24 protein-coding genes and 2 tRNA genes are annotated in these 26,533 nt (G+C 72.6%); 21 read left to right on the top strand and 5 right to left on the bottom strand.

The window, feature by feature from the left end; translation table 11 throughout:
* The first annotated feature begins 96 nt into the window (after window positions 1-96).
* A complete protein-coding gene (locus ACXYMW_RS00715) occupies window positions 97-750 on the top strand; it encodes a DUF3047 domain-containing protein (protein ID WP_459033361.1) in 654 nt (217 codons plus the stop codon).
* Between the two features lie 17 nt (window positions 751-767).
* Here the strand turns inward: ACXYMW_RS00715 and ACXYMW_RS00720 are convergent, their stop codons facing one another.
* Window positions 768-1,202, bottom strand: coding sequence for a DMT family transporter (locus ACXYMW_RS00720; RefSeq protein WP_459033362.1), 435 nt, complete (start codon window positions 1,200-1,202; stop codon window positions 768-770).
* Between the two features lie 174 nt (window positions 1,203-1,376).
* Here ACXYMW_RS00720 and ACXYMW_RS00725 point away from each other — a divergent pair, with 174 nt between their 5' ends.
* From ACXYMW_RS00725 to rpoD, 9 genes are all read left to right on the top strand, one after another.
* A complete protein-coding gene (locus ACXYMW_RS00725) occupies window positions 1,377-1,718 on the top strand; it encodes a hypothetical protein (protein WP_459033363.1) in 342 nt (113 codons plus the stop codon).
* 80 nt (window positions 1,719-1,798) lie between these two features.
* Window positions 1,799-3,085, top strand: coding sequence for a homoserine dehydrogenase (locus ACXYMW_RS00730; RefSeq protein ID WP_459033364.1), 1,287 nt, complete (start codon window positions 1,799-1,801; stop codon window positions 3,083-3,085).
* The gene (locus tag ACXYMW_RS00735) at window positions 3,078-3,536 is read left to right on the top strand and encodes an NUDIX hydrolase (protein ID WP_459033365.1); all 459 of its coding nucleotides are present in this window, start codon (window positions 3,078-3,080) and stop codon (window positions 3,534-3,536) included. The genes ACXYMW_RS00730 and ACXYMW_RS00735 overlap by 8 nt, the downstream gene beginning before the upstream one ends.
* A gap of 43 nt (window positions 3,537-3,579) precedes the next feature.
* Complete coding sequence (gene glpX, locus ACXYMW_RS00740) at window positions 3,580-4,545, top strand: class II fructose-bisphosphatase (protein ID WP_459033366.1); 966 nt, start codon at window positions 3,580-3,582, stop codon at window positions 4,543-4,545.
* Window positions 4,546-4,553: 8 nt separating this feature from the next.
* On the top strand, window positions 4,554-6,338 hold the full coding sequence (recJ, locus tag ACXYMW_RS00745) for a single-stranded-DNA-specific exonuclease RecJ (protein ID WP_459033549.1): 1,785 nt from the start codon (window positions 4,554-4,556) through the stop codon (window positions 6,336-6,338).
* Between the two features lie 80 nt (window positions 6,339-6,418).
* Window positions 6,419-6,493 (top strand) — tRNA-Glu (locus tag ACXYMW_RS00750).
* A gap of 349 nt (window positions 6,494-6,842) precedes the next feature.
* A tRNA-Glu gene (locus ACXYMW_RS00755) sits at window positions 6,843-6,917 on the top strand.
* A 103-nt stretch (window positions 6,918-7,020) separates the two neighbouring features.
* On the top strand, window positions 7,021-8,994 hold the full coding sequence (gene dnaG / locus ACXYMW_RS00760; RefSeq protein WP_459033367.1) for a DNA primase: 1,974 nt from the start codon (window positions 7,021-7,023) through the stop codon (window positions 8,992-8,994).
* A 136-nt stretch (window positions 8,995-9,130) separates the two neighbouring features.
* Window positions 9,131-11,146 (top strand): RNA polymerase sigma factor RpoD, encoded by a 2,016-nt coding sequence (rpoD, locus tag ACXYMW_RS00765; RefSeq protein ID WP_459033368.1) that lies wholly within the window; start codon window positions 9,131-9,133, stop codon window positions 11,144-11,146.
* A 64-nt stretch (window positions 11,147-11,210) separates the two neighbouring features.
* On the opposite strand, the gene ACXYMW_RS00770 is transcribed toward rpoD, so the two are convergent.
* On the bottom strand, window positions 11,211-11,708 hold the full coding sequence (locus tag ACXYMW_RS00770; RefSeq protein WP_459033369.1) for a DedA family protein: 498 nt from the start codon (window positions 11,706-11,708) through the stop codon (window positions 11,211-11,213).
* A gap of 297 nt (window positions 11,709-12,005) precedes the next feature.
* On the opposite strand from ACXYMW_RS00770, the gene nrdR reads away from it, so the two are divergent.
* Both nrdR and ribD read left to right on the top strand, forming a co-directional pair.
* Window positions 12,006-12,479, top strand: a complete 474-nt coding sequence (gene nrdR / locus ACXYMW_RS00775) for a transcriptional regulator NrdR (protein ID WP_459033370.1) — start codon at window positions 12,006-12,008, stop codon at window positions 12,477-12,479.
* Window positions 12,476-13,573: a bifunctional diaminohydroxyphosphoribosylaminopyrimidine deaminase/5-amino-6-(5-phosphoribosylamino)uracil reductase RibD gene (gene ribD, locus ACXYMW_RS00780; RefSeq protein WP_459033371.1), complete on the top strand. Its 1,098-nt coding sequence runs from the start codon at window positions 12,476-12,478 to the stop codon at window positions 13,571-13,573. Before nrdR ends, ribD begins: the two co-directional genes overlap by 4 nt.
* 16 nt (window positions 13,574-13,589) lie before the next feature.
* On the opposite strand, the gene ACXYMW_RS00785 is transcribed toward ribD, so the two are convergent.
* The 3 genes from ACXYMW_RS00785 to ACXYMW_RS00795 form a co-directional block, all read right to left on the bottom strand.
* The gene (locus tag ACXYMW_RS00785; protein ID WP_459033372.1) at window positions 13,590-15,719 is read right to left on the bottom strand and encodes a capsular polysaccharide biosynthesis protein; all 2,130 of its coding nucleotides are present in this window, start codon (window positions 15,717-15,719) and stop codon (window positions 13,590-13,592) included.
* A complete protein-coding gene (locus ACXYMW_RS00790) occupies window positions 15,632-16,777 on the bottom strand; it encodes a polysaccharide biosynthesis/export family protein (protein ID WP_459033373.1) in 1,146 nt (381 codons plus the stop codon). The genes ACXYMW_RS00785 and ACXYMW_RS00790 overlap by 88 nt, the downstream gene beginning before the upstream one ends.
* Before the next feature lie 98 nt (window positions 16,778-16,875).
* Window positions 16,876-18,168, bottom strand: coding sequence for a capsule biosynthesis protein (locus ACXYMW_RS00795; RefSeq protein ID WP_459033374.1), 1,293 nt, complete (start codon window positions 18,166-18,168; stop codon window positions 16,876-16,878).
* A 106-nt stretch (window positions 18,169-18,274) separates the two neighbouring features.
* Here ACXYMW_RS00795 and ACXYMW_RS00800 point away from each other — a divergent pair, with 106 nt between their 5' ends.
* The 9 genes from ACXYMW_RS00800 (at window position 18,275) to ACXYMW_RS00840 (ending at window position 26,528) form a co-directional block, all read left to right on the top strand.
* On the top strand, window positions 18,275-18,862 hold the full coding sequence (locus ACXYMW_RS00800) for a riboflavin synthase (protein ID WP_459033375.1): 588 nt from the start codon (window positions 18,275-18,277) through the stop codon (window positions 18,860-18,862).
* A 70-nt stretch (window positions 18,863-18,932) separates the two neighbouring features.
* Window positions 18,933-19,880, top strand: coding sequence for a PaaX family transcriptional regulator C-terminal domain-containing protein (locus ACXYMW_RS00805; protein WP_459033376.1), 948 nt, complete (start codon window positions 18,933-18,935; stop codon window positions 19,878-19,880).
* Window positions 19,881-19,967: 87 nt separating this feature from the next.
* Window positions 19,968-21,173, top strand: coding sequence for a 3-oxoadipyl-CoA thiolase (gene pcaF, locus ACXYMW_RS00810; protein ID WP_459033377.1), 1,206 nt, complete (start codon window positions 19,968-19,970; stop codon window positions 21,171-21,173).
* Window positions 21,174-21,195: 22 nt separating this feature from the next.
* The gene (paaA, locus tag ACXYMW_RS00815) at window positions 21,196-22,188 is read left to right on the top strand and encodes a 1,2-phenylacetyl-CoA epoxidase subunit PaaA (RefSeq protein WP_459033378.1); all 993 of its coding nucleotides are present in this window, start codon (window positions 21,196-21,198) and stop codon (window positions 22,186-22,188) included.
* A gap of 11 nt (window positions 22,189-22,199) precedes the next feature.
* On the top strand, window positions 22,200-22,487 hold the full coding sequence (paaB, locus tag ACXYMW_RS00820; RefSeq protein WP_459033379.1) for a 1,2-phenylacetyl-CoA epoxidase subunit PaaB: 288 nt from the start codon (window positions 22,200-22,202) through the stop codon (window positions 22,485-22,487).
* Entirely contained in the window at window positions 22,487-23,350 is an 864-nt protein-coding gene (gene paaC / locus ACXYMW_RS00825) for a 1,2-phenylacetyl-CoA epoxidase subunit PaaC (protein ID WP_459033380.1), read from the top strand. Before paaB ends, paaC begins: the two co-directional genes overlap by 1 nt.
* The gene (gene paaD, locus ACXYMW_RS00830) at window positions 23,344-23,865 is read left to right on the top strand and encodes a 1,2-phenylacetyl-CoA epoxidase subunit PaaD (protein WP_459033381.1); all 522 of its coding nucleotides are present in this window, start codon (window positions 23,344-23,346) and stop codon (window positions 23,863-23,865) included. The genes paaC and paaD overlap by 7 nt, the downstream gene beginning before the upstream one ends.
* Window positions 23,866-24,694: 829 nt before the next feature.
* Entirely contained in the window at window positions 24,695-25,768 is a 1,074-nt protein-coding gene (paaE, locus tag ACXYMW_RS00835) for a 1,2-phenylacetyl-CoA epoxidase subunit PaaE (protein ID WP_459033382.1), read from the top strand.
* Complete coding sequence (locus ACXYMW_RS00840) at window positions 25,758-26,528, top strand: Phenylacetic acid catabolic protein (protein WP_459033383.1); 771 nt, start codon at window positions 25,758-25,760, stop codon at window positions 26,526-26,528. Before paaE ends, ACXYMW_RS00840 begins: the two co-directional genes overlap by 11 nt.
* The last annotated feature ends 5 nt before the right edge of the window (window positions 26,529-26,533 follow it).

The following is a 26,533-nucleotide window of genomic DNA, read 5'->3' on the forward strand; positions in this document are numbered from 1 at the left end:
CGCGTCCCGCCGCGCATCGGCGTGCACCGGCCCTGGCCAACCGAGAGGGAGACCCGCCCCATGCCGCATGCCGCGCCGCGCCCCGTCAGGCGCCCCGTGACGCGTTCCTTGACGCAGTTCGCTGCCGCGCTGCTTCTGGCCGCCGGGCCGGGCGCCGCCCTGGCCGCGCCGCTGACCTTCGACGGCGCCTGGAAGCATCAGAAATTCTCGCTGTTCTCGCAGAACGACTACGCCCATCGCGGGGACCGGCTCGACGTCGCCTCCGACGGCACCGTGTCGCTGACCTGGCGGGCGCTGCCGGAGGCGCGCTGGGGGGCGCGGCAGGCGAGCTGGTCCTGGGCGGTGGAGGAGGGCGTGCCGGCCACCGACCTGACGGCCAAGGGCGGCGATGACCGCGACCTGGCGCTTTACTTCGTGTTCCTGCCGGAGGAGCGGGCCGCGGAGCTGCGCGACGCCGCGATCCGCACCCTGCTCTCGGAGCCGGCGGCGCGGGTCCTCGTCTATGTCTGGGGCGGTGCGCATGGCGTGGGCGAGGTGCTGCCCAGCCCCTATCTCGAGGAACGCGGCCGCACCCTGGTGCTGCACGGCGCCGGCACCGGCGCGGCGATGGAGCGGGTCGATCTGGCGGCCGATTTCGCCCGCGCCTTCGGCGGCCGCCCCGAGGCGCTGGTGGGCGTCGCGGTCTCCGCCGACAGCGACGATACCGAGAGCCGGATCCGCGCCCGGGTGGAGAACCTCGTGCTCGACTGAGCCGGGCGCGCGGCGCCTCAGAGCCGCTGGGTCACCCAGACCCCGAGCCCCATCAGCGCGATGCCCAGCGCGCGGGTGGCGCTCAGCGCCTCCTGGCGGGCGCCGAAGAGGCCGAAATGGTCGATCGCCGCGGCGCTGACCAATTGCCCGATCAGCACGAAGAAGATGGCGTTGCCGACCCCGAAGGCCGGCGCGACATAGGTCACCGAGAGCACGTAGAAGGCCACGAAGGCGCCGCCGAGGAACAGGTGCCGCGGCGCCAGCGGTGCCCGCGCCAGGGGCGCCGTGCCGGTGGCCAGCGTCACCGCCGTGGTCAGCCCGAGCGCCACCGCGAAGAGGATCAGCGCCGCCGCGGCGGGCGAGCCGATGCGCGCCCCGAGCGCGGCGTTCAGCGCGGCGAGGATCGGAATGCCGAGCCCGGCGGCGAACATCAGGGCGGCGTGGTGCGGCATCGGGGCGGTCTCCGGTTCGGGTCGCGCGCACCCTGCCGCAGCCGCGCCGCGCTGTCACCCCGGCCCGGGATCATCGCGCCGGGGGCGGGGGCGGGGGTGCAAGAAAGTGCCGCGCGGCGCTTGTCTGCCGCGCCGGTTCCGCGCATCAAGGGAGCAGACGAACGGAGGGCAATGATGCGCGGCCTGGTCCTGATCTGCGCGGGTCTCGCCGCCTGCACCCAGTTTCCCGAGATCGACGCGGCCCAGACGCCGGGGATCGAGCGGGCGCCCTATCCGCGGCTGCTGCCGATCGACACCCTGCTGGCCGGCCCGGCGCCGCGGGCGACGCCCGAGATGGCGGTGGCGCTCGAACGCCGCGCCGCCGGGCTCGACGCGCGCGCCGCGGGCATCGCCCCGGCCGCCGGGCCGGCGCCGGACGCCGCCGCGCTGAAGGCGCGGGCCGCGGCGCTGCGCGGCGCGGTGGTCGACGACGCGACCCGGGCGCGGATGGCACAGGGCGTGGCGGAGCCGGGCTGAGCCCGTTGCAGGCGGCGCGCCGGCGGGCTAGAGGGGCGCGGACCCCAACACCGACCCCATCACCGACCAGGAGCCCCCGCATGACCGCCCCATTGCGCCTCGGAATCGCAGGTCTCGGCACCGTCGGCGCCGGCGTCGTCAAGATCGTGCGCCAGAAATCGGCGCTGCTGGCGGCGCGCAGCGGCCGCGAGATCGTCGTCTCGGCGGTCTCGGCCCGCCACCGCGACCGCGACCGCGGCGTGTCGCTCGACGGCTATGCCTGGGAGGACGACCCGGTGGCGCTGGCCAAGCGCGACGATATCGACATCTTCGTGGAACTGATCGGCGGCTCCGACGGCCCGGCCAAGGCCGCCACCGAGGCGGCGCTGTCCGCCGGCAAGGACGTGGTCACCGCCAACAAGGCGATGCTCGCCCATCACGGCACGGCGCTGGCCGAACTGGCCGAGGCGCACGGCGCGGCGCTGCGCTTCGAGGCCGCCGTGGCCGGCGGCATCCCGGTCATCAAGGCGCTGACCGAAGGGCTCGCCGGCAACGACATCCTGCGCGTCATGGGGGTGATGAACGGCACCTGCAACTACATCCTGACGCGCATGGAAAGCGGCGGGCTGACCTACCAGCAGGCCTTCGAGGAGGCCGACGGGCTGGGCTATCTGGAGGCCGATCCGGAACTCGACGTCGGCGGCATCGATGCCGGGCACAAGCTGTCGCTGCTCTCCTCCATCGCCTTCGGCACCCAGGTGGCCTTCGACGCGGTCGAGCTCGAGGGCATCGGCAGCGTCACCATCGACGACATCCGCCAGGCCGCCGACATGGGTTTCAAGATCAAGCTCTTGGGCGTCTGCCGGATGACCGAGCGCGGGCTTGAGCAGCGCATGGCGCCCTGCCTGGTGCCGGCGACCTCGCCGCTGGGCCAGCTCGACGGCGGCACCAACATGGTGGTGATCGAGGGCGACCAGGTCGGCCAGATCGTGCTGCGCGGCGCCGACGCCGGCGAGGGGCCCACCGCCTCGGCGGTGATGGGTGACATCCTCGACATCGCCCGCGGCGTGCGCATCTCGACCTTCGGCCAGCCGGCCGGCTCGCTGAAGCCGGTGACCCCGGCCAAGAGCGCCGCGCCGGCGCCCTTCTACCTGCGCATGACCCTGGCCGACCGCCCCGGGGCGCTGGCAAAGATCGCCGCGGCGCTGGGCGAATCGGGGATCTCCATCGACCGGATGCGGCAATACGGCCATTCCACCGAGGCCGCGCCGGTGCTGATCGTCACCCACCGCACCAGCCGCGAGGCACTCGACGACGCGCTGGTGGCGATGGCCGCGACCGACGTGCTGATCGGCGCCCCGGTGGCCCTGCGCATCGAACGTGTCTGACATCGAGGCGGCGCTCGCGGTCGTCCTGCGCGGCGACCGGGTGCTGCTGGTGCGCCGCGGACGGCCGCCCGATGCCGGGCTCTGGGCCGTTCCCGGCGGCCGCCTCGCGCCGGGCGAGAGCCCGGCCGAAGCGGCGCTGCGCGAACTGGCCGAGGAAACCGGGCTGGCCGGGCGGGTCGTCGCGGCGCTGGGAATAGTGCCCTTCGCCGCCGGGGCGGCCCGCTACCGGCTCCATGCCTTCGCCTGCACCGCCGACACCGGCACCGCGCGGCCGGGCGACGATGCTTCCGCGCTGCGCTGGGCGCCGCTGGCGCGGGTCATCGGCGGCTGGTACCTGACCAGCCGCGACGTGCCGCGGCTCTGCCTGCGGGCCGCGCTGCGCGCCACTGCGGGGGCCTGCACCCGGCGCGGGCCGGGCGGCGGCTTGCGGATGGGCGCGGCGCCGGGGTAGGAACGGGCCGACACAGTTCACCTGATCCGATTGGAGCCCGCCGATGGCCGCTAAAGCCGATTTCAACGACCGCATGCTGTCCTTGGGCCTGGCCCGCGTCTCCGAGGCGGCGGCCATCGCCTCGGCCCGGCTGGTGGGTCGCGGCGACGAGAAGGCGGCGGATCAGGCCGCGGTCAACGCCATGCGCACGCAGCTCAACATGCTCGACATCGCCGGCGTCGTGGTGATCGGCGAGGGCGAGCGCGACGAGGCGCCGATGCTCTATATCGGCGAGGAGGTGGGCACCGGCAACGGCCCCGGCGTGGACATCGCGCTCGACCCGCTGGAGGGCACCACGCTGACCGCCAAGGACATGCCCAACGCGCTCACCGTGATCGCCATGGGCCCGCGCGGCACCATGCTGCACGCCCCCGACGTCTACATGGACAAGCTCGCCATCGGGCCGGGCTATGCCGAGGGCGTGGTCAGCCTCGACATGTCGCCCGAGGAGCGCGTGCGCAAGCTCGCCGAGGCCAAGGGCTGCGGCGCCGAGGACATCACCGTCTGCATCCTCGAGCGGCCGCGCCACGAGGAGATGATCGCCGAGGTCCGCGCCACCGGCGCCGCGATCCGGCTGATCACCGACGGCGACGTCGCCGGGGTGATGCACGCCGCCGATCCGGTCACCACCGGCATCGACATGTATATGGGCTCGGGCGGGGCGCCCGAGGGCGTGCTGGCGGCCTCGGCGCTGAAATGCATGGGCGGGCAGATCTTCGGCCGCCTGCTGTTCCGCAACGACGACGAGAAGGCCCGCGCCGAGAAGGCCGGGATCACCGATCTCGACCGCGTCTACGGCCGCGACGACATGGTGCAGGACGACGTGATCTTCGCCGCCACCGGGGTCACCTCGGGCTCGCTCTTGCCCGGCATCAAGCGCGAGGTCGGTTACCTGACCACCGAGACCATCCTGATGCGCTCCAAGACCGGGTCGGTCCGGCGCGTCGTCTACCGCAACCCGACGCGCTGAGGCCCGTCATCGCCGACGCGGCCGAACTCGACGACGCGGGCTTTCTCGGCGTCTCGCGCTCGCTGAGCGGGCGGCGCTGGCGCGGGCCGGCGGCCGAGATCGCGCGCCAGGCCGAGGCGCTGGGCCAGGCCACCGGCTTCGTGCCGGCGCTCTGCCAGACCCTGGCGCGGCTCGGCGTGCCCTGCGAGGCGGCGCCGGCCTTTCTCGAGCCGACGCTGCGCGACCTGCTGCCCGATCCGCGCGGGCTGCGCGACATGGAGCGCGCCGCGGCCCGGGTCTGCGAGGCGGTGCGGCGGCGCGAGCGCATCGCGATCTTCGCCGATTACGATGTCGATGGCGGCGCCTCGGCGGCGCTGCTCGTCGACTGGCTGCGCCAGCAGGGGCGGCCGGCGACGCTCTACATCCCCGACCGCATCGACGAGGGCTACGGCCCCAACGTGCCGGCGATGCGCGAGCTCGCCGCGGCGCACGACCTCATCGTCTGCGTCGATTGCGGCACGCTGAGCCACGAGCCGATCGCCGCCGCATCGGCGGCCGGCGCCGCGGTCGTGGTGCTCGACCACCATCTGGGCGCCGAGACGCTGCCGCCGGCGCTGGCGGTGGTGAATCCCAACCGGCAGGACGAGGACGGCGAGCTGGCGCATCTCTGCGCCGCCGCGGTGGTGTTCCTGATGCTGGTCGAATGCGGCCGCCAGATGCGCGAGGCCGGCAGCGCCGGGCCCGACCTGATGCCGATGCTCGACCTCGTGGCGCTGGCCACGGTGGCCGACGTGGCGCCGCTCAAGGGGGTGAACCGGGCGCTGGTGCGCACCGGGCTCAAGGTGATGGCGCAGCGCCGCCGCCCGGGGCTCGTGGCGCTGTCGGACGTGGCCCGGCTCGACACCGAGCCGCGGGCCTACCACCTGGGCTACGTGCTGGGGCCGCGGGTCAATGCCGGCGGCCGCATCGGCCAGGCCGATCTCGGCGCCCGGCTGCTGTCGGAGACCGATCCGCGCGCCGCCCGCGCCATGGCCGAGACGCTGGACCAGCTCAACACCGCGCGGCGCGAGATCGAGGCCGAGGTGCGCGCCGCGGCGCTGGCCCAGGCCGAGGCCCGCGGGCTCGACGCGCCGCTGGTCTGGGCCGCCGGCGAGGGCTGGCATCCCGGGGTGGTCGGCATCGTCGCCTCGCGGCTCAAGGAGGTCACCAACCGCCCGGCGGTGGTGATCGGGCTCGACGGCGGCGAGGGCAAGGGCTCGGGCCGCTCGGTCTCGGGCGTCGATCTCGGCGCCAGCGTGCAGCGGCTGGCCGCCGAGGGGCATCTGCTGAAGGGCGGGGGCCATCGCATGGCGGCCGGCCTGACGGTGGCACGCGACCGGCTGGAGGGCGCCATGGAGCGCCTGTCGGAGCTGCTGGCCAAGCAGGGCGCCGGGCAGAGCGGCGCCGCCGACCTGCCGCTCGACGGGCTGCTGATGCCGGGCGCCGCCAATGTCGAACTGATCGAGGCGCTGGAGCGCGCCGGGCCGTTCGGGCAGGGCGCCCCGGCGCCGCGCTTCGCCTTCCCTGACGCAGCGATCCTCGATTGCCGGGAGGTCGGGCAGGGGCATCTGAAGCTCGCCTTCGGCGACGGGCTGGGCGCCCGGCTCGACGCCATCGCCTTCGGCGCCTGGGAGGGGCCGCTCGCGGCGCTGGCGCGGCATGCCGGCGGGCGCTTCCACCTCGCCGGCCGGCTGGAGCTGAACCACTGGCAGGGCCGGGCCCGGGTGCAGCTGCGCCTCGAGGATGCCGCGCCGGCCGCCGCGACGGGGCGGTGACGGGCCGCGGCGAAAAAAGTTCGCCGCCCCCTCTTGCACGGGCTTTTCGCTTCTTCTAGACACCGCCTCACGCCAAGCGTGGCCCGTTCGTCTATCGGTTAGGACGCCAGGTTTTCAACCTGGAAAGAGGGGTTCGATTCCCCTACGGGCTGCCATTTCGGCCGATCCCTCCCCCGCATCACCCGTCTCGAACCCGCATCCGGCGGGCCTTTGCGCGCGATCCGCGTCGCCGCCGGCTGGCCCGGCGCGGCGCCGCGCCGCGGGTGTCGCGGCGGCCCGGACGGCGCCCCCGGCACGCCCTGCCGGCGTCCCGGCGAACCCGAAAGCGGCCTGCCCGCGGCCTGCTGGCGCAATGAGGCCGGGCCGCGACCAGGCCCCGGGACCCCGCGCCGGACGGCGCGCCGAGGCGCCGCGACGGAACCGGAGCTCGGGGCGCATTTTCCCTGCATTCTCCCTCTTGCACCCGTCTGCGGCTTCTTCTAGACACCGGCTCACGCCAAGCGTGGCCCGTTCGTCTATCGGTTAGGACGCCAGGTTTTCAACCTGGAAAGAGGGGTTCGATTCCCCTACGGGCTGCCACTTCTCCCTCCCGCACATCGCCGTTCCGCCGCGCCTCGCAAGGGCGATCCGGCCTGTCCTGCGGCCCTCGACTCGGGCCGCGCCGCGGCGCATAATTCGCCCCATGAGTCTCCCCCCAGGTTTCCTCGACGAGCTGCGCAGCCGCACCAGCCTTGCCCAGGTGGTGGGGCGCAAGGTCATGTGGGACAAGCGCAAATCGGTTCCCGCCAAGGGCGACCTCTGGGCCCCGTGCCCGTTCCACCAGGAAAAGACCGCGTCCTTCCACGTCGAGGACCGCAAGGGCTTCTATTACTGCTTCGGCTGCCACCAGAAGGGCGACGCGATCTCCTTCGTGCGCGAGACCGAGAATGTCGGCTTCATGGAGGCGGTGGAGATCCTCGCCCGCGAGGCCGGCATGACGATGCCCGCCGCCGATCCGCGGGCGCGCGAGAAGGCCGACCGCCAGACCCAGCTCGCCGAGGTGACCGAAGCCGCGCTGAACTGGTTCCGCCTGCAGCTCAAGACCGGCGCCGCGGCCGAGGCGCGGGCCTATCTCGACCGCCGCGGGCTCGCGCAGGGCCTGCGCGACCGCTTCGAGCTGGGCTTCGCGTCGCCGGGCTGGCGCGGCCTCTGGGAGCATCTGAGCGGCAAGGGAATCGCGCCCGAGCTGATCCTTGCCGCCGGGCTCGCCAAGGCCTCCGACAAGGGCGGGCAGCCCTACGACATCTTCCGCAACCGTATCATCTTCCCGATCCGCGACGCGCACGGCCGGGCGATCGGCTTCGGCGGCCGCACCATGGAGGCCGACAACACCGCGAAATACATCAACTCGCCGGAGACGGCGCTCTTCGACAAGGGCCGCACGCTCTACAATGCCGGCCCCGCCCGGACCGCGGCGGGCAAGGGCCAGACGCCGATCCTGGCCGAGGGTTACATGGACGTCATCGCGCTGGTCGGCGCGGGGTTCGAGGCCGCGGTGGCGCCGCTCGGCACCGCGGTGACAGAGCACCAGCTGCAGCTGCTCTGGCGCCTGGGCGAGGAGCCGGTGGTGGCGCTCGACGGCGACCGGGCCGGTCTGCGCTCGGCCTACCGCCTGACCGCGCTGGCGCTGCCGCTGATGGAGGCCGGGCGGTCGCTGCGCTTCGCGCTGCTGCCCGAGGGCAAGGATCCCGACGACCTGATCAAGGCCGAGGGCGCGGCCGGCATGCAGGCGGTTTTGGAGGCGGCGCTGCCGATGGTGCGGCTGGTCTGGCGCGAGGCCACCGAGGGCCGGGTCATCGACAGCCCGGAACGGCGCGCCGCGCTCGACCGCGACCTGGCCGAGCGCATCAAGGCGATCCGCGATCCGCGGCTGCGGCACCATTACGGCGAGGAGATCAAGCGCCTGCGCTGGGAGCTGTTCCGCCCGGCCCGGGGCGGCACCGGCGGCGGGGCGGGCGGTCCGCGCCGGGCTTGGGGCGGCTGGAAGAAGGGCGCGCCGCCGCCGCTGCCGCCGCAGGAGACCACCAAGGCCTCGCTCCTGGCGAGCGCCGGGCCGGATGCCGAGATCCGACTGCGCGAGGCGGTGATCCTCGCCGCCATCCTGACCACGCCCGAGATCCTCGGCGATTTCGAAACCGCGCTCGACACCCTGGTGCTGCGCGAGCCCGACCATGCCGCCCTGCGCGACGCGCTGTTGCGCGCGGCCCCCGCCGACCGCGCCGCGGCGCTGGCGGCGGCGGAGGCGGCGATCGGGCCGGCAACCCTTGAATCCCTGCTCGGCGCGCGCCATGTGGCGGTGGTGCCCTGCATCCGCCGTCCCGGCGACGCGGCGCTGGCGCGGCTCACCGTGGCCGAGGAATTCGCCAAGCTCAGCGCCGCCCAGGGGCTCGAGGCCGAGCTGGCGGAGGCGGTCGAGGATTTGCAGGCCGATGCCGACGAGACCGTCACCTGGCGGCTCGGGCAGGCGGCCGAGGCCCGTGCCCAGGCGGTGCGCGCGGCGGGAGAGGATGACGTTGACTACGAGCTGGGCGCCAACGGGGCGCGCATCGACAGGAGCGAGCGGGAGAGCTTTGCCGCGTTGCTCGACACGATTCGCTTCACCAAGACGGGGCGTTAACGCGCCTGCGTCACGAATCGGAAAAGAATCACGCAACCGGGTGTGCTTGCCGGGAAATCGCGGTATTGATTCGGATCATCGAATCGCCCGCCGCGTGCGCATGGCCGAGGCATCTGCCTCCTGAGAGGAGCTTCGAATGGCAGCCAAAGACAACGACGACGCCAAGCCTGACGTGCAGGAGGACGAGGTTTCGCTCGACATGAGCCAGGCCGCGGTCAAGAAGATGATCGCCGAGGCCCGCGAGCGCGGCTACATCACCTACGATCAGCTCAACCAGGTCCTGCCGCAGGATCAGGTCTCCTCCGACCAGATCGAGGACGTGATGTCGATGCTCTCCGAGATGGGCATCCAGGTCACCGAGGAGGACGAGGAGGCCGAGGAGGAGGACCAGAAGGGCTCCACCGACCTCGTGCAGACCTCGGGCACCAAGGACGTCGCGCTGTCCTCGGGCGGCTCCGAGAAGCTCGACCGCACCGACGACCCGGTGCGGATGTACCTGCGCGAGATGGGCTCGGTCGAGCTGCTCTCCCGCGAGGGCGAGATCGCCATCGCCAAGCGCATCGAGGCCGGCCGCAACACCATGATCCTCGGGCTCTGCGAGAGCCCGCTGACCTTCCAGGCGATCACCATCTGGCGCGAGGAATTGCTGTCCGAGGACATCCTCCTGCGCGACGTGATCGACCTCGAGACCACGTTCTCCGGCCAGATGGGCGAGGAGGGCGAGCTCGACCAGCCGGTGGTCGAGCCCGGCGCCGTCAACGGCGCCGCCGCCGAGCCGCGCGCCGAGCCGCGCCGCGAGCGCGGTTCCGACCAGCCCGAGCTCGACGCCGACGGCAACCCGATCCGCCGCGACGACGACGAGGAGGAGGACGAGCAGGCCAACATGTCGCTGGCCGCCATGGAGGCGGCGCTGAAGCCGCGCGTTCTCGAGACCCTCGACCGCATCGCTCAGGATTACGAGGAACTGGCGGCGATGCAGGACAGCCGGATCTCGGCGACCCTGAACGAGGACGGCTCCTTCACCGCGGAGGACGAGCGGCGCTACCAGAAGCTGCGCGGCGAGATCGTCGAGCTGGTCAACGGCCTGCACCTGCACAACAACCGCATCGAGGCGCTGATCGACCAGCTCTACGGCATCAACAAGCGCATCATGTCGATCGACAGCGCGATGGTGAAGCTGGCCGACCATGCCCGCATCAACCGCCGCGAATTCGTCGACGAGTATCGCGGCCACGAGCTCGACCCGAACTGGCTGGAGCGGATGGGCCAGAAGCCCGGCCGCGGCTGGCAGATGTTCATCGAGCGCTCCACCGACAAGGTCGAGGAGCTGCGCGCCGACATGGCCCAGATCGGCCAGTATGTGGGTGTCGACATCGGCGAGTTCCGCCGCATCGTGAACCAGGTGCAGAAGGGCGAGAAGGAGGCCCGGGCGGCCAAGAAGGAGATGGTCGAGGCCAACCTCCGCCTGGTGATCTCGATTGCCAAGAAATACACCAACCGCGGGCTGCAGTTCCTGGACCTGATCCAGGAGGGCAATATCGGCCTGATGAAGGCCGTGGACAAGTTCGAGTACCGCCGGGGCTACAAGTTCTCGACCTACGCCACGTGGTGGATCCGGCAGGCGATCACCCGCTCGATCGCCGACCAGGCGCGCACCATCCGCATCCCGGTGCACATGATCGAGACGATCAACAAGTTGGTCCGCACCGGGCGCCAGATGCTGCACGAGATCGGTCGGGAGCCCACGCCCGAGGAGCTGGCCGAGAAGCTGCAGATGCCGCTCGAGAAGGTCCGCAAGGTGATGAAGATCGCCAAGGAGCCGATCTCCCTCGAGACGCCGATCGGCGACGAGGAAGACAGCCAGCTCGGCGATTTCATCGAGGACAAGAACGCGGTCCTGCCGCTCGACAGCGCCATTCAGGAGAACCTGAAGGAGACCACGACCCGGGTGCTGTCCTCGCTGACCCCGCGCGAGGAGCGGGTGCTCAGGATGCGCTTCGGCATCGGCATGAACACCGACCACACGCTCGAGGAGGTCGGCCAGCAGTTCAGCGTGACCCGCGAGCGGATCCGCCAGATCGAGGCCAAGGCGCTGCGCAAGCTCAAGCATCCGTCGCGGTCGCGCAAGCTGCGCTCGTTCCTCGACCAGTAACGCGTCGCGCGCGGCTACCCCAAAAGCAGAACGGCCGGACCCCGGGGTCCGGCCGTTTCGCGTCTCACGACCCGTCGTCGGCCTCGCGCCAGTAGCGCCAGGCCACGCGGGCGAAGTAGAACAGCGTCGCCGCCGCCAGCACCAGGAGCGGCAGGCGCGGCGACCAGACATAGCCCCAGACCCGCGACAGCAGCCCGCCGATCTGGTCGCCGATGCTGACCATCAGCAGGCCCCAGAGCACCGCGGAGCAGAATGTGATCGGCACGTAGCGCGCGCTGCGCACCCCGGTGGCGGTGGCCAGCAGCACCGGCGCGAGGAACCGCGCGCCGGGAATGAACCGGAAGATCGCGCAGAGTAGCAGCGGCCGGGACAGGAAGTTGCGCGTCAGCCGGCGTGCGAAGGGATGCGACAGCGCCCGCAGCACGCGCCGGTGTTCGCGGAAGTAGCGCGCGGCGTAATAGGTCACCAGATCGGTGGTCCAGCCGCCCGCCATCACCGCCGCCGCCGCGGCCCAGAACGGGAACAGCCCGCGATGCGCCAGCACCCCGGCGGTGATCGCCACCGTGTCGCCCTCGAGCGCGCAGCCCAGATAGACGATGATCAGCCCGTATTCCGAGATCAGCTGTTCGATTGCGCCAACTCCCTTCGGATCTCCGCGCCCTCAACCCGCGACGCCGCCCGCCGGATCCATTCCGGCGCGCCGCGCATGCCCGTTCGGGCCCGAGGATAACGCCCCATCTTGCGGCGGCAAATCGGCTCTACCCAAATTCTGGCCGACCCCCTATAGTCGCTGTGGATAAGTGGGGCGAACCCCATTTCCGTGGCAGGACCAAGATTTCGATAACGAGGGGGACGGCCCATGCGCTGCCCGTTTTGCGGAAACGTCGATACGCAGGTGAAGGATTCCCGCCCCGCGGAGGACCATGTGGCGATCCGGCGGCGGCGCTTCTGCCCGGCCTGCGGCGGCCGTTTCACGACATACGAACGGGTTCAGCTGCGCGATCTGGTGGTCATCAAGTCGAACGGGCGGCGCGAGGATTTCGACCGCGACAAGCTCGAACGCTCGATCCGCATCGCCCTGCAGAAGCGCCCGCTCGAACCCGAGCGGGTGGACCAGATGATCTCGGGCATCGTGCGCCGGCTCGAGAGCATGGGCGAGACCGACATCCCGTCCAAGCAGATCGGCGAGATCGTCATGGAGGCCTTGGCGCGCATCGACACCGTGGCCTATGTGCGCTTCGCCTCGGTCTACAAGAACTTCCAGGCGGCCGACGATTTCGACAAGTTCGTCAGCGAACTGCGCCCCAACGCCGCCCCCGCCGTCGACAAGTGAGCCGGGAGACCGACGCGCGCCACATGGCCCATGCCCTGCGGCTGGGCCGGCGCGGCCGCGGCACCACCTGGCCGAACCCGGCCGTGGGTTGCGTCATCGTCGCCGGGGGACGGGTGGTCGGGCGCGGCCGCACCCGGGCCGGCGGCCGGCCGCATGCCGAGACCGAGGCGCTGGACCAGGCCGGTGCCGCGGCGCGCGGCGCCACCGCCTATGTCACGCTGGAACCCTGCGCCCATCACGGCGTGACGCCGCCCTGCGCCGAGGCGTTGATCGCCGCCGGCATCGCCCGCGTGGTGGCCCCGTTCGAGGACAGCGATCCCCGCGTCTCGGGGCGCGGTTTCGCGGCGCTCCGCGCCGCCGGGGTGGCGGTCGAGACCGGTGTGCTGGCCGGCGATGCCGGGCGCGACCATGCCGGCTTCTTCATGCGGGTGGAGCGCGGCCGGCCGCTGGTCACGCTGAAGCTCGCCACCAGCTTCGACGGCCGCATCGCGACGCCGGCGGGCGAGAGCCGCTGGATCACCGGGCCCGAGGCGCGCGCCGCGGTGCACGGGCTGCGCGCCGATCACGACGCGGTGCTGGTGGGCGCAGGCACGGCGCGGGCCGACGATCCGGAACTGACGGTCCGGGGCCGCGGGGCGGTGCCGCAGCCGGTGCGGGTGGTGGTCTCGCGGCTGCTGGAGCTGCCGCTGCTCGGCCGGATGGCGCAGAGCGCGCGCAATGTGCCGCTCTGGCTCTGCCACGGCCCCGACGCGCGGCCCGAGGCGCGCGAGGCCTGGGCGGGGCTCGGGGCGCGGCTGCTGCCCTGCGCGCTCGACCGCGGTCAGGTGGCGCCGGAGAGCCTGCTCGCCGCGCTCGGCGAGGCGGGTCTCACGCGGGTGTTCTGCGAGGGCGGCGGCGGGCTCGCCGCGGCGCTGCTCGAGGCCGACCTGGTGGACGAACTGGTGGGCTTCACCGCCGGGCTGGCGCTCGGCGCCGAGGGCCGCGCCGGGATCGGCCGGCTGGCCTATGACAGCCTCGCCGCGGCGCCGCGCTTCGAACTGGTGGAGGCGCGCCCGGTGGGCGGCGACGTGATGCACCGCTGGCGGCGCGTCTGAGGCCCGCGCGCCGGGCTCAGCGCCAGAGATCGGCGCGGCTCGCCAGCAGGCCCTGCAGCTTCGACAAGGCCCGGTTGGCGGGGCCGCGGCGCGTTGCCCGGCCCTCGGCCAGGCGCGCCACCGCCACCTCGACCGGGCAGGGCCGTCCGGTCACCGGATCGCGGTAGCGCGGATAGGCGATCAGCGCGGCATGGACGAGCCCCTCGAGATCGGGGCGCGGCCCGTCGCGGCGGCGCGCCGGCACCGGCCCCAGGTCGCGGGTCAGGCCCCAGCCGGCATAGAAGGGCGCGCCCAGCGTCACCACCTCGCGGCGCCGCAGCAGCGCCTCGAACCCGGTCAGCGAGGTCATCGTCCAGACCGCGTCCACGGCCTCGAGCAGCGCCGCGATGTCGGCGCCCTCGGCGATCACGTCGGCCCAGCGCTCGGGCGCCGCGACGGCGCCGCGGCGCAGCCCGGCACTGACATCGGGATGCGGCTTCCAGACGATCACCGCGTCCGGGTTCTCGGCCCGCACAAGCGCGAGCAGCGCCGCGTTGCTGCGGATCTCGCCGGCGCCGGTGAGGATCGAGGCGTCGTCCTCGACCTGGCCCGGCACCAGGATGCGGCGGCCGGGCGGCAGGTCGGGGCGCGCGCCGCCGAGGTTGTACTTGGAGAGCGCCGCCGCCACGAGGCGGGCGATCAGGTCGCGGGCGCGGGCGCGCTGGTCCTCGGGCAGGGCGGGGCTGCCGGCGATCAGGCGCTCCAGCCGCGACGGCCGGCGCGGGTCGTAGTAGATGCCCAGATCGTCGGCCACCAGCGACAGCGGCGGCACCAGGTCGGCGCCGAGCCCGCGCGAGCGCAGAAAGCCGTCCTCGAGCCGCACGATCTCCTCGTCAGCGCCGGTCGCCCCGGCCCAGCCCATCAGCCGGCGGCCGTCGCGCCGGGCCAGCGCGGCGGCGCGGTTAGGGTCGTTGGCGAAGACCATGCGGCGCTCGCCGCCGAAAAAGCCCTGCAGCGCCGGCCGCTTCCAGAGCCGCATGTCGCGCCCGACCCAGCCGCGGCGGTCCTCGCGCCAGGCCCGGGCGGCGGCCTCGAGATTGGCAAGCACGGTCTCGATGTCGCAGAGCGCGTCGGCGAACGGGTCGTACCAAAACGGGTAGCGCAGCGCCGCCGCGGCGAAGAGCTGCGCTCGGGTCAGCGCCCGGCCGCGCCGCGGCAAGGCCATCTCGTCCCGGCTGAGCCCCCAGCCGGCATAGAACGGCCCGCCGAAGACCCGCGGCCGGTGCCCGGCGAGGATCGCCTCGAAGCCCATCTGCGAGGACAGCGTGTAGACCGCGACGGCGCCGTCGAGCAGCGCCCAGGGCGAATGCGGCCCGTCGCAGAACGCCACCCCGCGCCCGGCATCCTCGGGCCGGAAATGGCCCGGCCGGGCGCCGGCGGCGGTCTCGGGATGGGCCCGCAGCAGGATGCGGGTGCCCGGGTTCTCGTCCCGCGCCGCGGCCAGCATCTCGAGAAAGCGCGCGCGGTCGCCGCCCGAGGCCCGGACCGAGGCGTCGCCGCGGGTCTGGTCGATCACCAGCACGTAGCCCGGGGCCGGCGGGTCGAGCGCCGGATCGGTGGCGGCGTATTTCGACAGATGGGCGCGGCGCATGCAGGCGATGGCGGCGCGCGCCCGGTCGAGCAGCGGCGTCTCGTCGAGCGGGTCGGTGGCCAGCAGCGTCTCGAGGTCGGAGGGGCTCCGGGGGTCGAAATGCAGCCCCGTGCGGTCGAGCAGCAGGCCCAGCGGCGGCTCGCCGCGGACCCGGCCGGGATGCAGCGAGCGCAGCCAGGCGTCCTCGACGCGCAGCAGCGGCACCTGCCAGCGCGCCGCCAGCCGTTCGCCGCGCCAGGCATGCGGCGAGGCGCCCCAGACGCCGATCGCGTCGCCCGGCCGCGGCCGGCCCAGCGCCACCGGCCAGCCGGCCAGGGCGAGGATCCGGCGCAGTCTTTGCTGGCGCAGGAACCCGGCGCTGTAGACGCAAAGACGCCGGGGCGCGGCGGCGGCCCCGGCGTCGGTGTCGGCCCCCCGCAGGGGCAAGCTCAGCCCCCGCTCAGCGCGGCCGAGGTGGTGGCCAGGGTGGAGACCGTGCCGAGCGAGCCGGTCACCGCCGAGATCACCTTGGACCATTGGGTGAACGGCGCCTCGGTGACGTAGACCGTGTCCTGGTCGCGGATCACGAAGTCGCGGGCCATGAACATGCCGTTGGGCTTGGTCAGGTCGAGCACGTAGACCAGCCGCTGGGCACCGACGAGGTCGGTGCGGCCGAGCACCTGGTTGGCGATCTCGGCGGGTTCGTTGCGGAACACGAAGACGCCGGTCGGGTCGGAGGCGGTGGCGACCAGCCCGCCGACCTGGGCCAGCGCCTCGACAGCCGAGATGTTCTGGGTCTCGAAGGGCACCCGGGCCTGGGTGCCGGTGGCGCCGAGCGCGGTGAACGACCGGGTGTCCTCCTCGACGAGGATCTTGTCGCCGCCGCGCAGCGCGATGTCCATGCGGGGATTCTCGAACAGGTCCTGGAACCAGATGGTGCCGGTCTGGCCGGCGCGCTGCACCTTGACCTGGGCGATCTCGGGCTCGATGGCCACGCCGCCGGCGCGGGCCAGCATCGCCGAGAGCGTCCGCGTCGGCCGCTCGATCGGGTAGACGCCCTGCGCGCCGACCGCGCCGACCAGCGACACGGTCTGCCCGTCGCCGGCGACCCGGGTCACCTGGACCTGCGGGTCGGGGGTCTGCTCGGCCAGCCGGTCGGTGATGATCCGGCGCACGGTTTCGGTGGAATTGCCGGCGGCGCGGATGCGCCCGGCATAGGGCACGAAGATGAATCCCGCGCCATCGACCTGCACCTCGTCGAGCAGGGTGGCGTTGGCACCCTCGCCGGCGAGCAGCCCGTCATCGACGTTTTCCCAGATCGTCAGGCCCAGCGTGTCGCCCGGGGTGATGGTGTCGGAGCCGACGATGCCGGCGCTCTGGAAGCTCGGCGAGAAGCCCAGCGCGGGCACCACGGCGGTGGCACGGGTCACGCGGTCGTTGACCGCGACGATGAAGGCGTCGCCCTCGCGCTGCACCGAGCCGGCATAGATTTCGCTTTTGCTGGGTCCGACGCGCGGCAGGCCGCAGGACGCCAGAATCGACGTCGCGGCCACGAGCGCGACTCCACGCGCGAGGCGGGAGGTGTATCGTGTCACTGCTCGGTCTCCTCGACCCGTTCTTGTTCTGCCTCGGTCGTTTGGGGCCAAGACTATTCGGGATGCGGAATATCGGGCAATGTCGAAGCCCCGGCGCCTCAGGTGACGACGCGCAACTGTTGCCGGGGCGCCGCGGTGCCGCGGCTGAGCGCGTCGTAGGGGTCGTCGGGGGCCAGCATCATGTCGACGACCTGGCGCAACAGCTGGCGCCGGCCGCGCGCCGAATAGAAGCCGCCGGGCAGCTGGCTGGTCTCCAGGAGGTAGCGCCGGTATTCGCGGTAGGCGCGGTTGTCGGGCCGGGTCGGGCGCGCGAAGAACTCCGCCAGCGGCTGGGTCGAGACGAATTCCGGCTTGTCGTAGACGGCGCGGCCGAAGACCTTGAGCGGGATGCCGCGCCACAGCACCTGCTGGCCGGCGGTGGAGTTCACCGTGACCGCGCTGCGGGCGTCGTTGAGCAGCTGCGCGAGCTTGCCGCCGCGGACGTAGTGCACGCGCTCCGCGATGCCGTAGCGCCGCGCCAGCCGGCGCACCGTGCGCCGCACCGGGGCGCGGCCGTCCTCCAGCGGATGCGCCTTGAAGACCAGGTGGTGATGGCCCGGCGCGCCCTCGGCGAAGCCCTCGATGGTCACTTCGAGGAACTCGGTCAGCGAGGAGAAGGGCGAATGCGCCTGGAAGCTGGCATCGTGCTCGAGCTGCAGGATCGCCAGGTGGTAGGGAAAGCCGCCGAGCCGGATGCGCGCGGTGGCCAGAATGCGGTCGAGCGCTGTCGCCGGCATCAGCATCAGGCGCCGCAGGTAGAGGCGGAATTCCTGCGCCACGCTGAGCGCGCGGTGCGGGCGGAAATTGCGGTAGCCGGCGTTCCGGACCAGCACGCAGGCGTGGTAGAGCGCGCCGTAGAAGATGTGCTGGCGCATGTCGCCCCAATGGCCCGGCGGCAGCGGCGCCTCCATGTCCGAGAGCTTCAGCGCATCGCGCATGTCCGCGACCGACATCGCCATGAGCCGCGAATGCCCGTTCGCGCCGCCACGCTCGTAGGTCACCCAGTAGGGGCGCATGTAGCCTTCCTCGAAGACGTGGACGGTAAGCCCGCGGGCCCGCGCCGCGGCCACCGCCTCGGCGTGGATCGGCCGGGTGTCGCCGTAGAGGACGAGGTCGGTGACGCCGTGTTCGGCGATCAGCCGCGCGGCCTCGGCCGGCCAGTCCGCGGCGCGGCCACGATAGGGCAGGTAGCTGGCGCGGTCGAACCAGAAGGCGGCATCGCCGGCATTGAAGCCGACGCGCCAGACCCGGGCCCCGGTCTTGCGCAGCATCTGGGCCAGGGCGTGGAAGAACGGGCCGTGCGGTCCTTGCAGAAACAGGAAGACGCGCTGCTCTCCGGTTGCTTCGGCCATGACGCCCGTCTATTCCGCTGGTGTTTCTCGCCGCGATCCTACGCGGGGAGTGGGACGAAATTAAGGCCCGGCATGCTGGCCGGGCAGCCCGGAGGGGGGCGCCGCCATGTTTACCGGAATCGTGACCGATATTGGCGAGATCCGCGAGCTCGAGCAGCGCGGCGACCTGCGCGCGCGCATCGCCACCGGCTACGACACGGCCGGCATCGATCTCGGCGCCTCGATCGCCTGCGACGGGGTCTGCCTGACGGTGGTGCGCACCGGCGCCGACTGGTTCGACGTCGATGTCAGCGCCGAGACCGTGTCGAAGACCAATCTCGGCGGCTGGAACGTCGGCTACCGGATCAACCTCGAACGCGCGCTGCGGGTCGGCGACGAGCTGGGCGGCCACATCGTCTCGGGCCATATCGACGGCGTGGCCGAGGTGGTGGCGCTGCGCGACGACGGCGACAGCACGCGGGTGACGCTGCGCGCCCCCGAAGCGCTGGCCCGCTTCATCGCGCCCAAGGGCTCGGTGGCGCTGAACGGCACGTCGCTGACCGTCAACGAGGTCTCGGGCCGCGATTTCGGCATTAACTTCATCCCCCACACCAAGGCCGTGACAACGTGGGGCGGGGTCGAGGAGGGCGACCGCGTCAACCTCGAGATCGACACCCTGGCGCGCTACGTCGCCCGCCTGACCGAGTTCGGCTGAGCGCCGCGCCGCCGCGCCCCTTCGGGGCGACGGGACTGGCGCTCGGCCGCGGCTCGGGTAACCTTTTCGCATGACCGATACCGAATTCGACAGCGGCCCGGCGGGCGGCGCCCCGGGCGATCCGGATGGCAGCGGGGATGCGGCGCTGCCGCTGCCCGCCGCGCCGCCCCGCGCCGCCGCCTTCATCGTCACCATCTACGGCGACGTGGTGGAGCCGCGCGGCGGCGTGCTGTGGATGGGCACGCTGATCGCCTGCGCCGCCGATCACGGGCTGAGCGAGAGCCTGGTGCGGACCGCGGTCTCCCGCCTGGTGGCCGCCGGCCGGCTCGAAGGCGAGCGCATCGGGCGACGCAGCTATTACCGCCTGACCCGGGCGGCCCAGCGCGAATTCGCCGCCGCCTCGCGCATCCTCTACGCCCCGCCGCCGCCGCCCGGGAGCTGGCTGCTGGCGCTGGGCGGCGCCGCGGCGGCGGCCGCCGAGCTGGAGGGCTGGGCGCGGATCGGGCCGGAGGCGGCCTGGGCGCCCGACCGCCCGGATCTGCCGCGCCCCGAGGGCGTGGTGCTGGCGGCGCGCGGCCTGGCCGGGGAGGCGGGGCTTCCCGACCTCGCGGCCCGGCACTGGCCGCTCGACGAGGTGGCGGAACGCTACCGGTCCTTCGAGACCGGCTTCGCGCCGCTCCGCGCGGCGCTCGCCGACGGCGCCCGGCCGTCGGGGGCGCGGGCGCTGGCGCTGCGGCTGCGGCTCGTCCACCTCTACCGCCAGGCGGCGCTGGCCGATCCGCGCCTGCCGGGCGCCGCCCTGCCGGGCGACTGGCCGGGCCACCATGCCCGGGCGCTGTTCGTCGAAACCTACCTCGCGCTCACCGAAGCCGCCGACGCCCATGTCGGCCGCGCCTTCCACGGCGATGCCGGCCCGCTGCCGGCGCTCAATCCGCAGATCGCGGCGCGCCGCGCCCGGCTGGCGGCGGAGGCGCGGGGAGGCCCGACACCTGAAAGCATCACAGAAATACAGAAATGAGACTTTTCCTGTGATGCTTTTTCGGCTATACACGGGGCACGCCCGGGCATTGCCCCGTGTCCGCAACGGTTCTGCCACGGAGGATACATGACCGAAGCATTCATCTGCGACGCGGTGCGCACCCCGATCGGCCGCTATGGCGGCGCGCTGTCGCAGGTCCGCGCCGACGACCTGGCGGCGATCCCGCTGGCGGCCCTGCGCGAGCGCAACGGCGCGGTCGACTGGGCGCGGGTGGACGACGTGATCCTGGGCTGTGCCAACCAGGCCGGCGAGGACAACCGCAACGTGGCGCGGATGGCGGTGCTCCTGGCCGACTACCCCGAGGCGGTGCCGGGCACCACGATCAACCGGCTCTGCGGCTCGGGCATGGACGCCATCGGCATGGCGGCCCGGGCGATCCGCGCCGGCGATGCCGACCTGCTGCTGGCCGGCGGGGTGGAGAGCATGAGCCGCGCCCCCTTCGTGATGCCCAAGGCCACCAGCGCCTTCGCCCGCAAGGCCGAGATCTACGACACCACCATCGGCTGGCGCTTCGTCAACCCGAAGATGGCCAAGGCGCACGGCACCCATTCGATGCCCGAGACCGCCGACAACGTGGCGGCCGATTACGGCGTCAGCCGCGCGGACCAGGACGCCTTCGCCGAACGCAGCCAGGCGCGCTGGGACGCCGCCCAGAAGGCCGGGATCTTCGCCGAGGAGATCGTCCCGGTGACCATCCCGCAGCGCAAGGGCGAGCCGCTGGTCGTCGACACCGACGAGCATCCGCGCCCCGGCACCACCGCCGAGAAGCTGGCCGGCCTGAAGGGCGTCAACGGCCCCGATCTGAGCGTCACCGCCGGCAATGCCTCGGGCGTCAATGACGGCGCCGCCGCGGTCGTGGTGGCCTCCGAGGCGATGGCCCGCAGCCAGGGCCTGACGCCGCGCGCCCGCGTGGTGGCGATGGTTGCCGCCGGCGTGGCGCCCCGGGTGATGGGCGTGGGGCCGGTCCCGGCGGTGCGCCGGGTGCTCGACCGCGCCGGGCTGAGCCTCGAGCAGATGGACGTGATCGAGCTCAACGAGGCCTTCGCGGCGCAGGGCCTCGCGGTGCTGCGCGAGCTCGGCCTGCCGGACGACGCGGAGCACGTCAACGCCAATGGCGGCGCCATCGCCATGGGCCACCCGCTCGGCATGTCGGGCGCCCGGCTGGTGCTGCATGCCAGCTACCAGCTTCAGCGCACCGGCGGGCGCTATGCGCTCTGCACCATGTGCGTGGGCGTGGGGCAGGGGATCGCGATGGTTCTGGAACGCGTTTGAACCTCGAAAGGGAGGATCGGCCATGTATGCCCAGATGGTGAAGTCCGAAGGCAATTCCGGCGAGCTGACGCCGGAGGAAAAGGCCTTCCAGGCGCGCATCGACGCCGGCGAGAAGATCGAGCCCAAGGAATGGATGCCCGAGGGCTACCGCAAGACGCTGATCCGCCAGATCGGCCAGCACGCCCATTCCGAGATCGTCGGCCAGCTGCCCGAGGGCAACTGGATCACCCGCGCGCCCACGCTCGAGCGCAAGGCGATCCTGCTGGCCAAGGTGCAGGACGAGGCCGGCCACGGCCTCTACCTCTACTCCGCCGCCGAGACGCTGGGGATCAGCCGCGACGAGCTCTTCGAGCGGCTGCATTCGGGCAACATGAAGTATTCCTCGATCTTCAACTACCCGACCCTGACCTGGGCCGACATGGGCGCGGTGGGCTGGCTGGTGGACGGCGCCGCGATCATGAACCAGGTGCCGCTGCAGCGCACCTCCTACGGGCCCTATTCCCGCGCCATGATCCGCATCTGCAAGGAAGAGAGCTTCCACCAGCGGCAGGGCTACCACATCATGATGAAGATGGCCCGCGGCACGCCCGAGCAGAAGGCCATGGCGCAGGATGCGCTCGACCGCTTCTGGTTCCCGGCGCTGATGATGTTCGGCCCCTCGGACAAGGACTCGGTGCATTCCGCGCAGTCGATGGCGTGGAAGATCAAGATGAACACCAATGACGAGCTGCGGCAGAAATTCGTCGACGAGACGGTGCCGCAGGCCGAGTTCCTGGGCCTCACCGTCCCCGACGAGGGGCTTCGCTGGAACGAGGAGAAGGGCGGCTACGACTTCACCGAGCCCGACTGGGCCGAGTTCTTCGAGGTGATCAAGGGCAACGGGCCGTGCAACCGCGAGCGGCTGGGCGCCCGGGTCCGGGCCTGGGAGGAGGGCGCGTGGTTCCGCGACGGGCTCACCGCCCATGCCGAGAAGGCCGCCCGCCGCCGCGCCGCGGCCCGCACCGCCGCCGAGTGAGGGAGGACGCGATGTCGAGGAAGGAATGGCCGCTCTGGGAGGTCTTCATCCGGGGCCAGCACGGGCTGAACCACCGGCATGTGGGCTCGCTGCACGCGCCCGATGCCGAGATGGCGATCCGCAATGCCCGCGACGTCTATACCCGCCGCAAGGAGGGGGTGTCGATCTGGGTGGTGAAATCCGCCGACATCACCGCCTCGAGCCCGTCCGAGAAGGGGCCGCTCTTCGATCCGGCCGAGGACAAGGTCTACCGCCACCCGACCTTCTACGACATCCCCGACGATGTGGGGCACATGTGATGCCGTCGCTGCCGGACATGACCACGCCGAACGTGACCGAACTGGCCCGCGACGCCGCCGGGGCGCCGCGGCCGGACCCACACGTGACTGATGTCGAGCTGAAGCCCGCCTTCTTCGAGTTCCTCTGCCGCATGGGCGACAGCACGCTGGTGCTGGGCCACCGGCTGTCCGAATGGTGCGGCAAGGGCCCGGCGCTGGAGGAGGACATCGCGCTCGCCAACGTGGCGCTCGACCTGATCGGCCATACCCAGATGTGGCTCGGTCTCGCCGCCGAGGTCGAGGATGCCGGCCGCAGCGCCGACGACCTTGCCTATCTGCGCGACGCAATGGGCTTCCGCAACCTGCTGCTCGTCGAGCTGCCGAAGGGCGACATGGCGGTCACCACGATGCGCCAGTTCCTCTTCGACGTCTGGCATTTCGAGCTGCTGGGCGCGCTCGAGGCCTCGTCCTCGCCGCGGGTGGCGGAGATCGCCGCCAAGGCGCGCAAGGAGGTGGCCTACCATGTCGAGCGCTCCGCCGACCTCGTGGTGCGGCTGGGCGACGGCAGCGGGGAGAGCCACCGCCGCATGGCCGAGGCGCTCGACCATCTCTGGCCCTACACCGCCGAGCTCTTCGTGACCGATGCCGCCGACGCGGCGGTGGCCGAGGCCGGCATCGCGCCGCGCCCCACGGATCTGCGCGCGGCCTGGGACCGGGTGGTGGCCGAGGTGCTGGCCGAGGCGACGCTGGAAATGCCGGAGCCCGCGGCGGCGGCCTCGCACCTCAAGCGCGGCGGCCGCACCGGCCGGCACACCGAGCATCTGGGCTACCTGCTGGCCGAGATGCAGTTCCTGCAGCGCGCCTATCCGGGGGCGGAATGGTGAGCGACACGCTGCCCTCCCTCGCCGAGGTGCGGGCCTGGCTCGACGAGGTCCCGGACCCGGAGATCCCGGTGATCTCGGTCACCGATCTCGGCATGGTGCGCGATCTGCGCTGGGAGGGCGACACGCTGGTGGTGGCGGTGACGCCGACTTATTCCGGCTGCCCGGCGCTTGCGGTGATCGATCTCGACATCGCGCGGCATCTCGAGGCGCGGGGGATCGGCAAGGTGCGGGTGGAGCGCCGGCTGTCGCCGCCCTGGACCACCGACTGGATCGGTGCGGAGGCGCGCGAGAAGCTCCGCGCCTACGGCATCGCACCGCCGGTCGACGGCACCGCCGCCGACGGGCGCCTCGCGGGGCGGGTGGCGCGGCTCTCGGGCGGCAATCTCGGCGTCGCCTGCCCGCGCTGCGGCTCGGGCGAGACCGAGCGGGTCAGCCAGTACGGCTCGACGCCCTGCAAGGCGGCCTGGCGCTGCCGCGACTGCCTCGAGCCCTTCGACTACTTCAAGTGCCATTGAGGGGCCGGGCAATGACGCGCAGGCCCCGTAACAGCCCCGCCATCCGCCACCAAGGGCCGCGCCCGACCCTGGGAAGGCGCTGGCTTCCGGCTTGTGATGGGCGCTTTATCTTCCAAGCCCCGAACGACATCCGAGCGGCAAACGCCATCGCCAAAGCGCCCTCCCGCGGGGAGGGTCGGGCGCGGCCCGGGCTGGACGCCCGGGCCCGGAGGGCGGCAACCGCGCGCGTCGAGACGCGGGCCGTCTGCGTCGCAGCCTCCGAAGTTCGCAACACCGACCCGACCCATTCTGTCACCTCGCGCGAAGGGCTGCGCCCGACCCTGGGAGGGCGCAGACCGTCCTCGTGTGGTCAGCGCTTTATCTTCCAAGCCCAGAACGACCGCCGAGCGGTCAACGCCATCGCCAAAGCGCCCTCCCAGGGGGAGGGTCGGGCGCGGCCCGGGCTGGTCGCCCGGGCCCGAATGGTGGCAACCGCGCGCGTCGAGACTCGGGGGGTCTGCGCGGCGGCGTCTGCGTTGGGCGCATCCGCTGCCATGTCATTTGCCCCCTTGCGCGAAGGGGCGCGCACGACCCTGGGAAGGCGCCGGCGCCTCGCTTGTGGTCAGCGCTTTATCTCCCAAGCCCCGAACGACCGCCGAGCGGTGCACGACATCGCCAGAGCGCCCTCCCGGGGGGAGGGTCGGGCGCGGCCCGGGCTGGGCGCCCGGGCCCGACAGGCGGCCACCCGGCGCCACACCCGCGTCCCCGCAGCGACCCCCGACCCCCGCCTCGCCCGCCACAGCCCCGCCCGCACCCGCCCGCACCCCGTCACCCCAGGAGGACCCCGCTGATGCCCCGCTTCCATCCGCTCGAGGTGATCGACGTGCAGAAGACCACCCGCGACGCGGTGGTGCTGACCCTGCGCCCGCCGGAGGCGGCGGCCGAGGCCTTCGCCTTCACCCAGGGCCAGTACCTGACCTTCCGCCGCGACTTCGACGGCGCCGAGCTGCGCCGCTCCTACTCGATCTGCGCCGGGCTCGACGAGGGCGTCCTGCGGGTCGGCATCAAGCGCGTCGACGGCGGCGCCTTCTCGACCTGGGCCAACGAGGAGCTGGCCCCGGGCACCACGCTCGAGGCGATGCCGCCGATGGGCAAGTTCCACGCCCCGCTCGATGCCAGCGCCGAACGGCACTACCTGATGTTCGCCGGCGGCTCCGGCATCACCCCGGTCCTGTCGATCCTCAAGACCGTGCTGGCGCGCGAGCCCGGCGCCCGGGCGACGCTGGTCTATGCCAACCGGCAGGCCTCCTCGATCATGTTCCGCGAGGAGCTTGAGGATCTGAAGAACAACCATCTCGGCCGGTTCTCGGTGATCCACATCCTCGAGGAGGGGCAGGAGATCGACCTCTTCACCGGCCGGGTCGATGCCGAGAAGATGGACCTCTTGTTCCGGCTCTGGATCGATGCCGAGGACGTCGACCTGGCCTTCATCTGCGGCCCCGAGCCGATGATGCTGGCGATCGCCGACAGCCTGCGCCGCCACGGCCTGGGCGACGACCAGATCAAGTTCGAGCTCTTCGCCTCGGCCCAGCCCGGCCGGGCCAAGGCCCGCGCGGTGTCGCGGCAGGAGGCCCGGGCCGGGCATGATTGCGAGGTCTCGGTGACCCTCGACGGCGCCACCCGCGGCTTCCGCATGCCCAAGGACGGCACCGCGATCCTCGACGCGGCGCTCGCCAACGACATGGACGCGCCCTATTCCTGCAAGGCGGGGGTCTGCTCGACCTGCCGCGCCAAGGTTCTGGAGGGCGAGGTCGAGATGGCCACCAACCACGCGCTCGAGGATTACGAGGTGCGCGCGGGCTACGTGCTGTCCTGCCAATGCGTGCCGGTCTCCGACAGGGTGGTGCTGAGCTATGACGAGTGATCCCGCCGACGCCGCCATGCCGATCGCCGACTACCTCGCCCAGGGCGGCAAGCTGACCTCGCCGGAGAACGCGCCGCCGCGCTACCGCGGCGAGCTGATGCGGCTGATGTCGTCCTTCGTCGACAGCGAGCTGGCGGGCTCGGCGGGCTTCGCCGACGCGATCAACTGGGCGCCCGGCGTCAAGGAGCGCATCGCCGCCAGCCGCATCGTGCTGGAAAAGGCCGACCACGCCGTCCGCGTGCTCGACCTGATGGCCGAGTTCGGCACCGACGTGGCACGCTACGAGCGCGCCCATGACTGGGCCGCGCGGCAGCCCCGCGGGGCCGAGATCGCCGCCGCCCGGCAGGGCGGCGACATGCGCCTGTCGGTGTTCCACGCGCCGCTCGCCGGCTGGACCGACGCGGTGGTGATGAACGTGCTGATGGGGCGGGCCACACTGATCCAGCTGGCCGAGCTGGCGCAATGCTCCTACGCGCCGCTGGCCGAGGTGCTGCGCGCCGTGGCGCCGCGCGAACAGCGGCACATGGAGCTCGGGCAGGAGGGGCTGGCGCGCCTCGTGGAGACCGAGGCGGCCCGCGCCGAGGCGACAGAGAGCGTCGCCTATTGGTGGCCGCGGGTCGCCGCGACCTTCGGCGCCGCCGGCTCCGCGCGTTTCGAGACGCAGCGGGCGATGGGCCTGCGCCACCGCCCCAACGATGCCCTGCGCGCCGAGTGGGAGCGCGCCGCGGGCGAGACACTGGCTGGGCTCGGGTTCGGCTGAGAAGC

Source organism: Roseivivax sp. CAU 1761 (assembly GCF_054482755.1).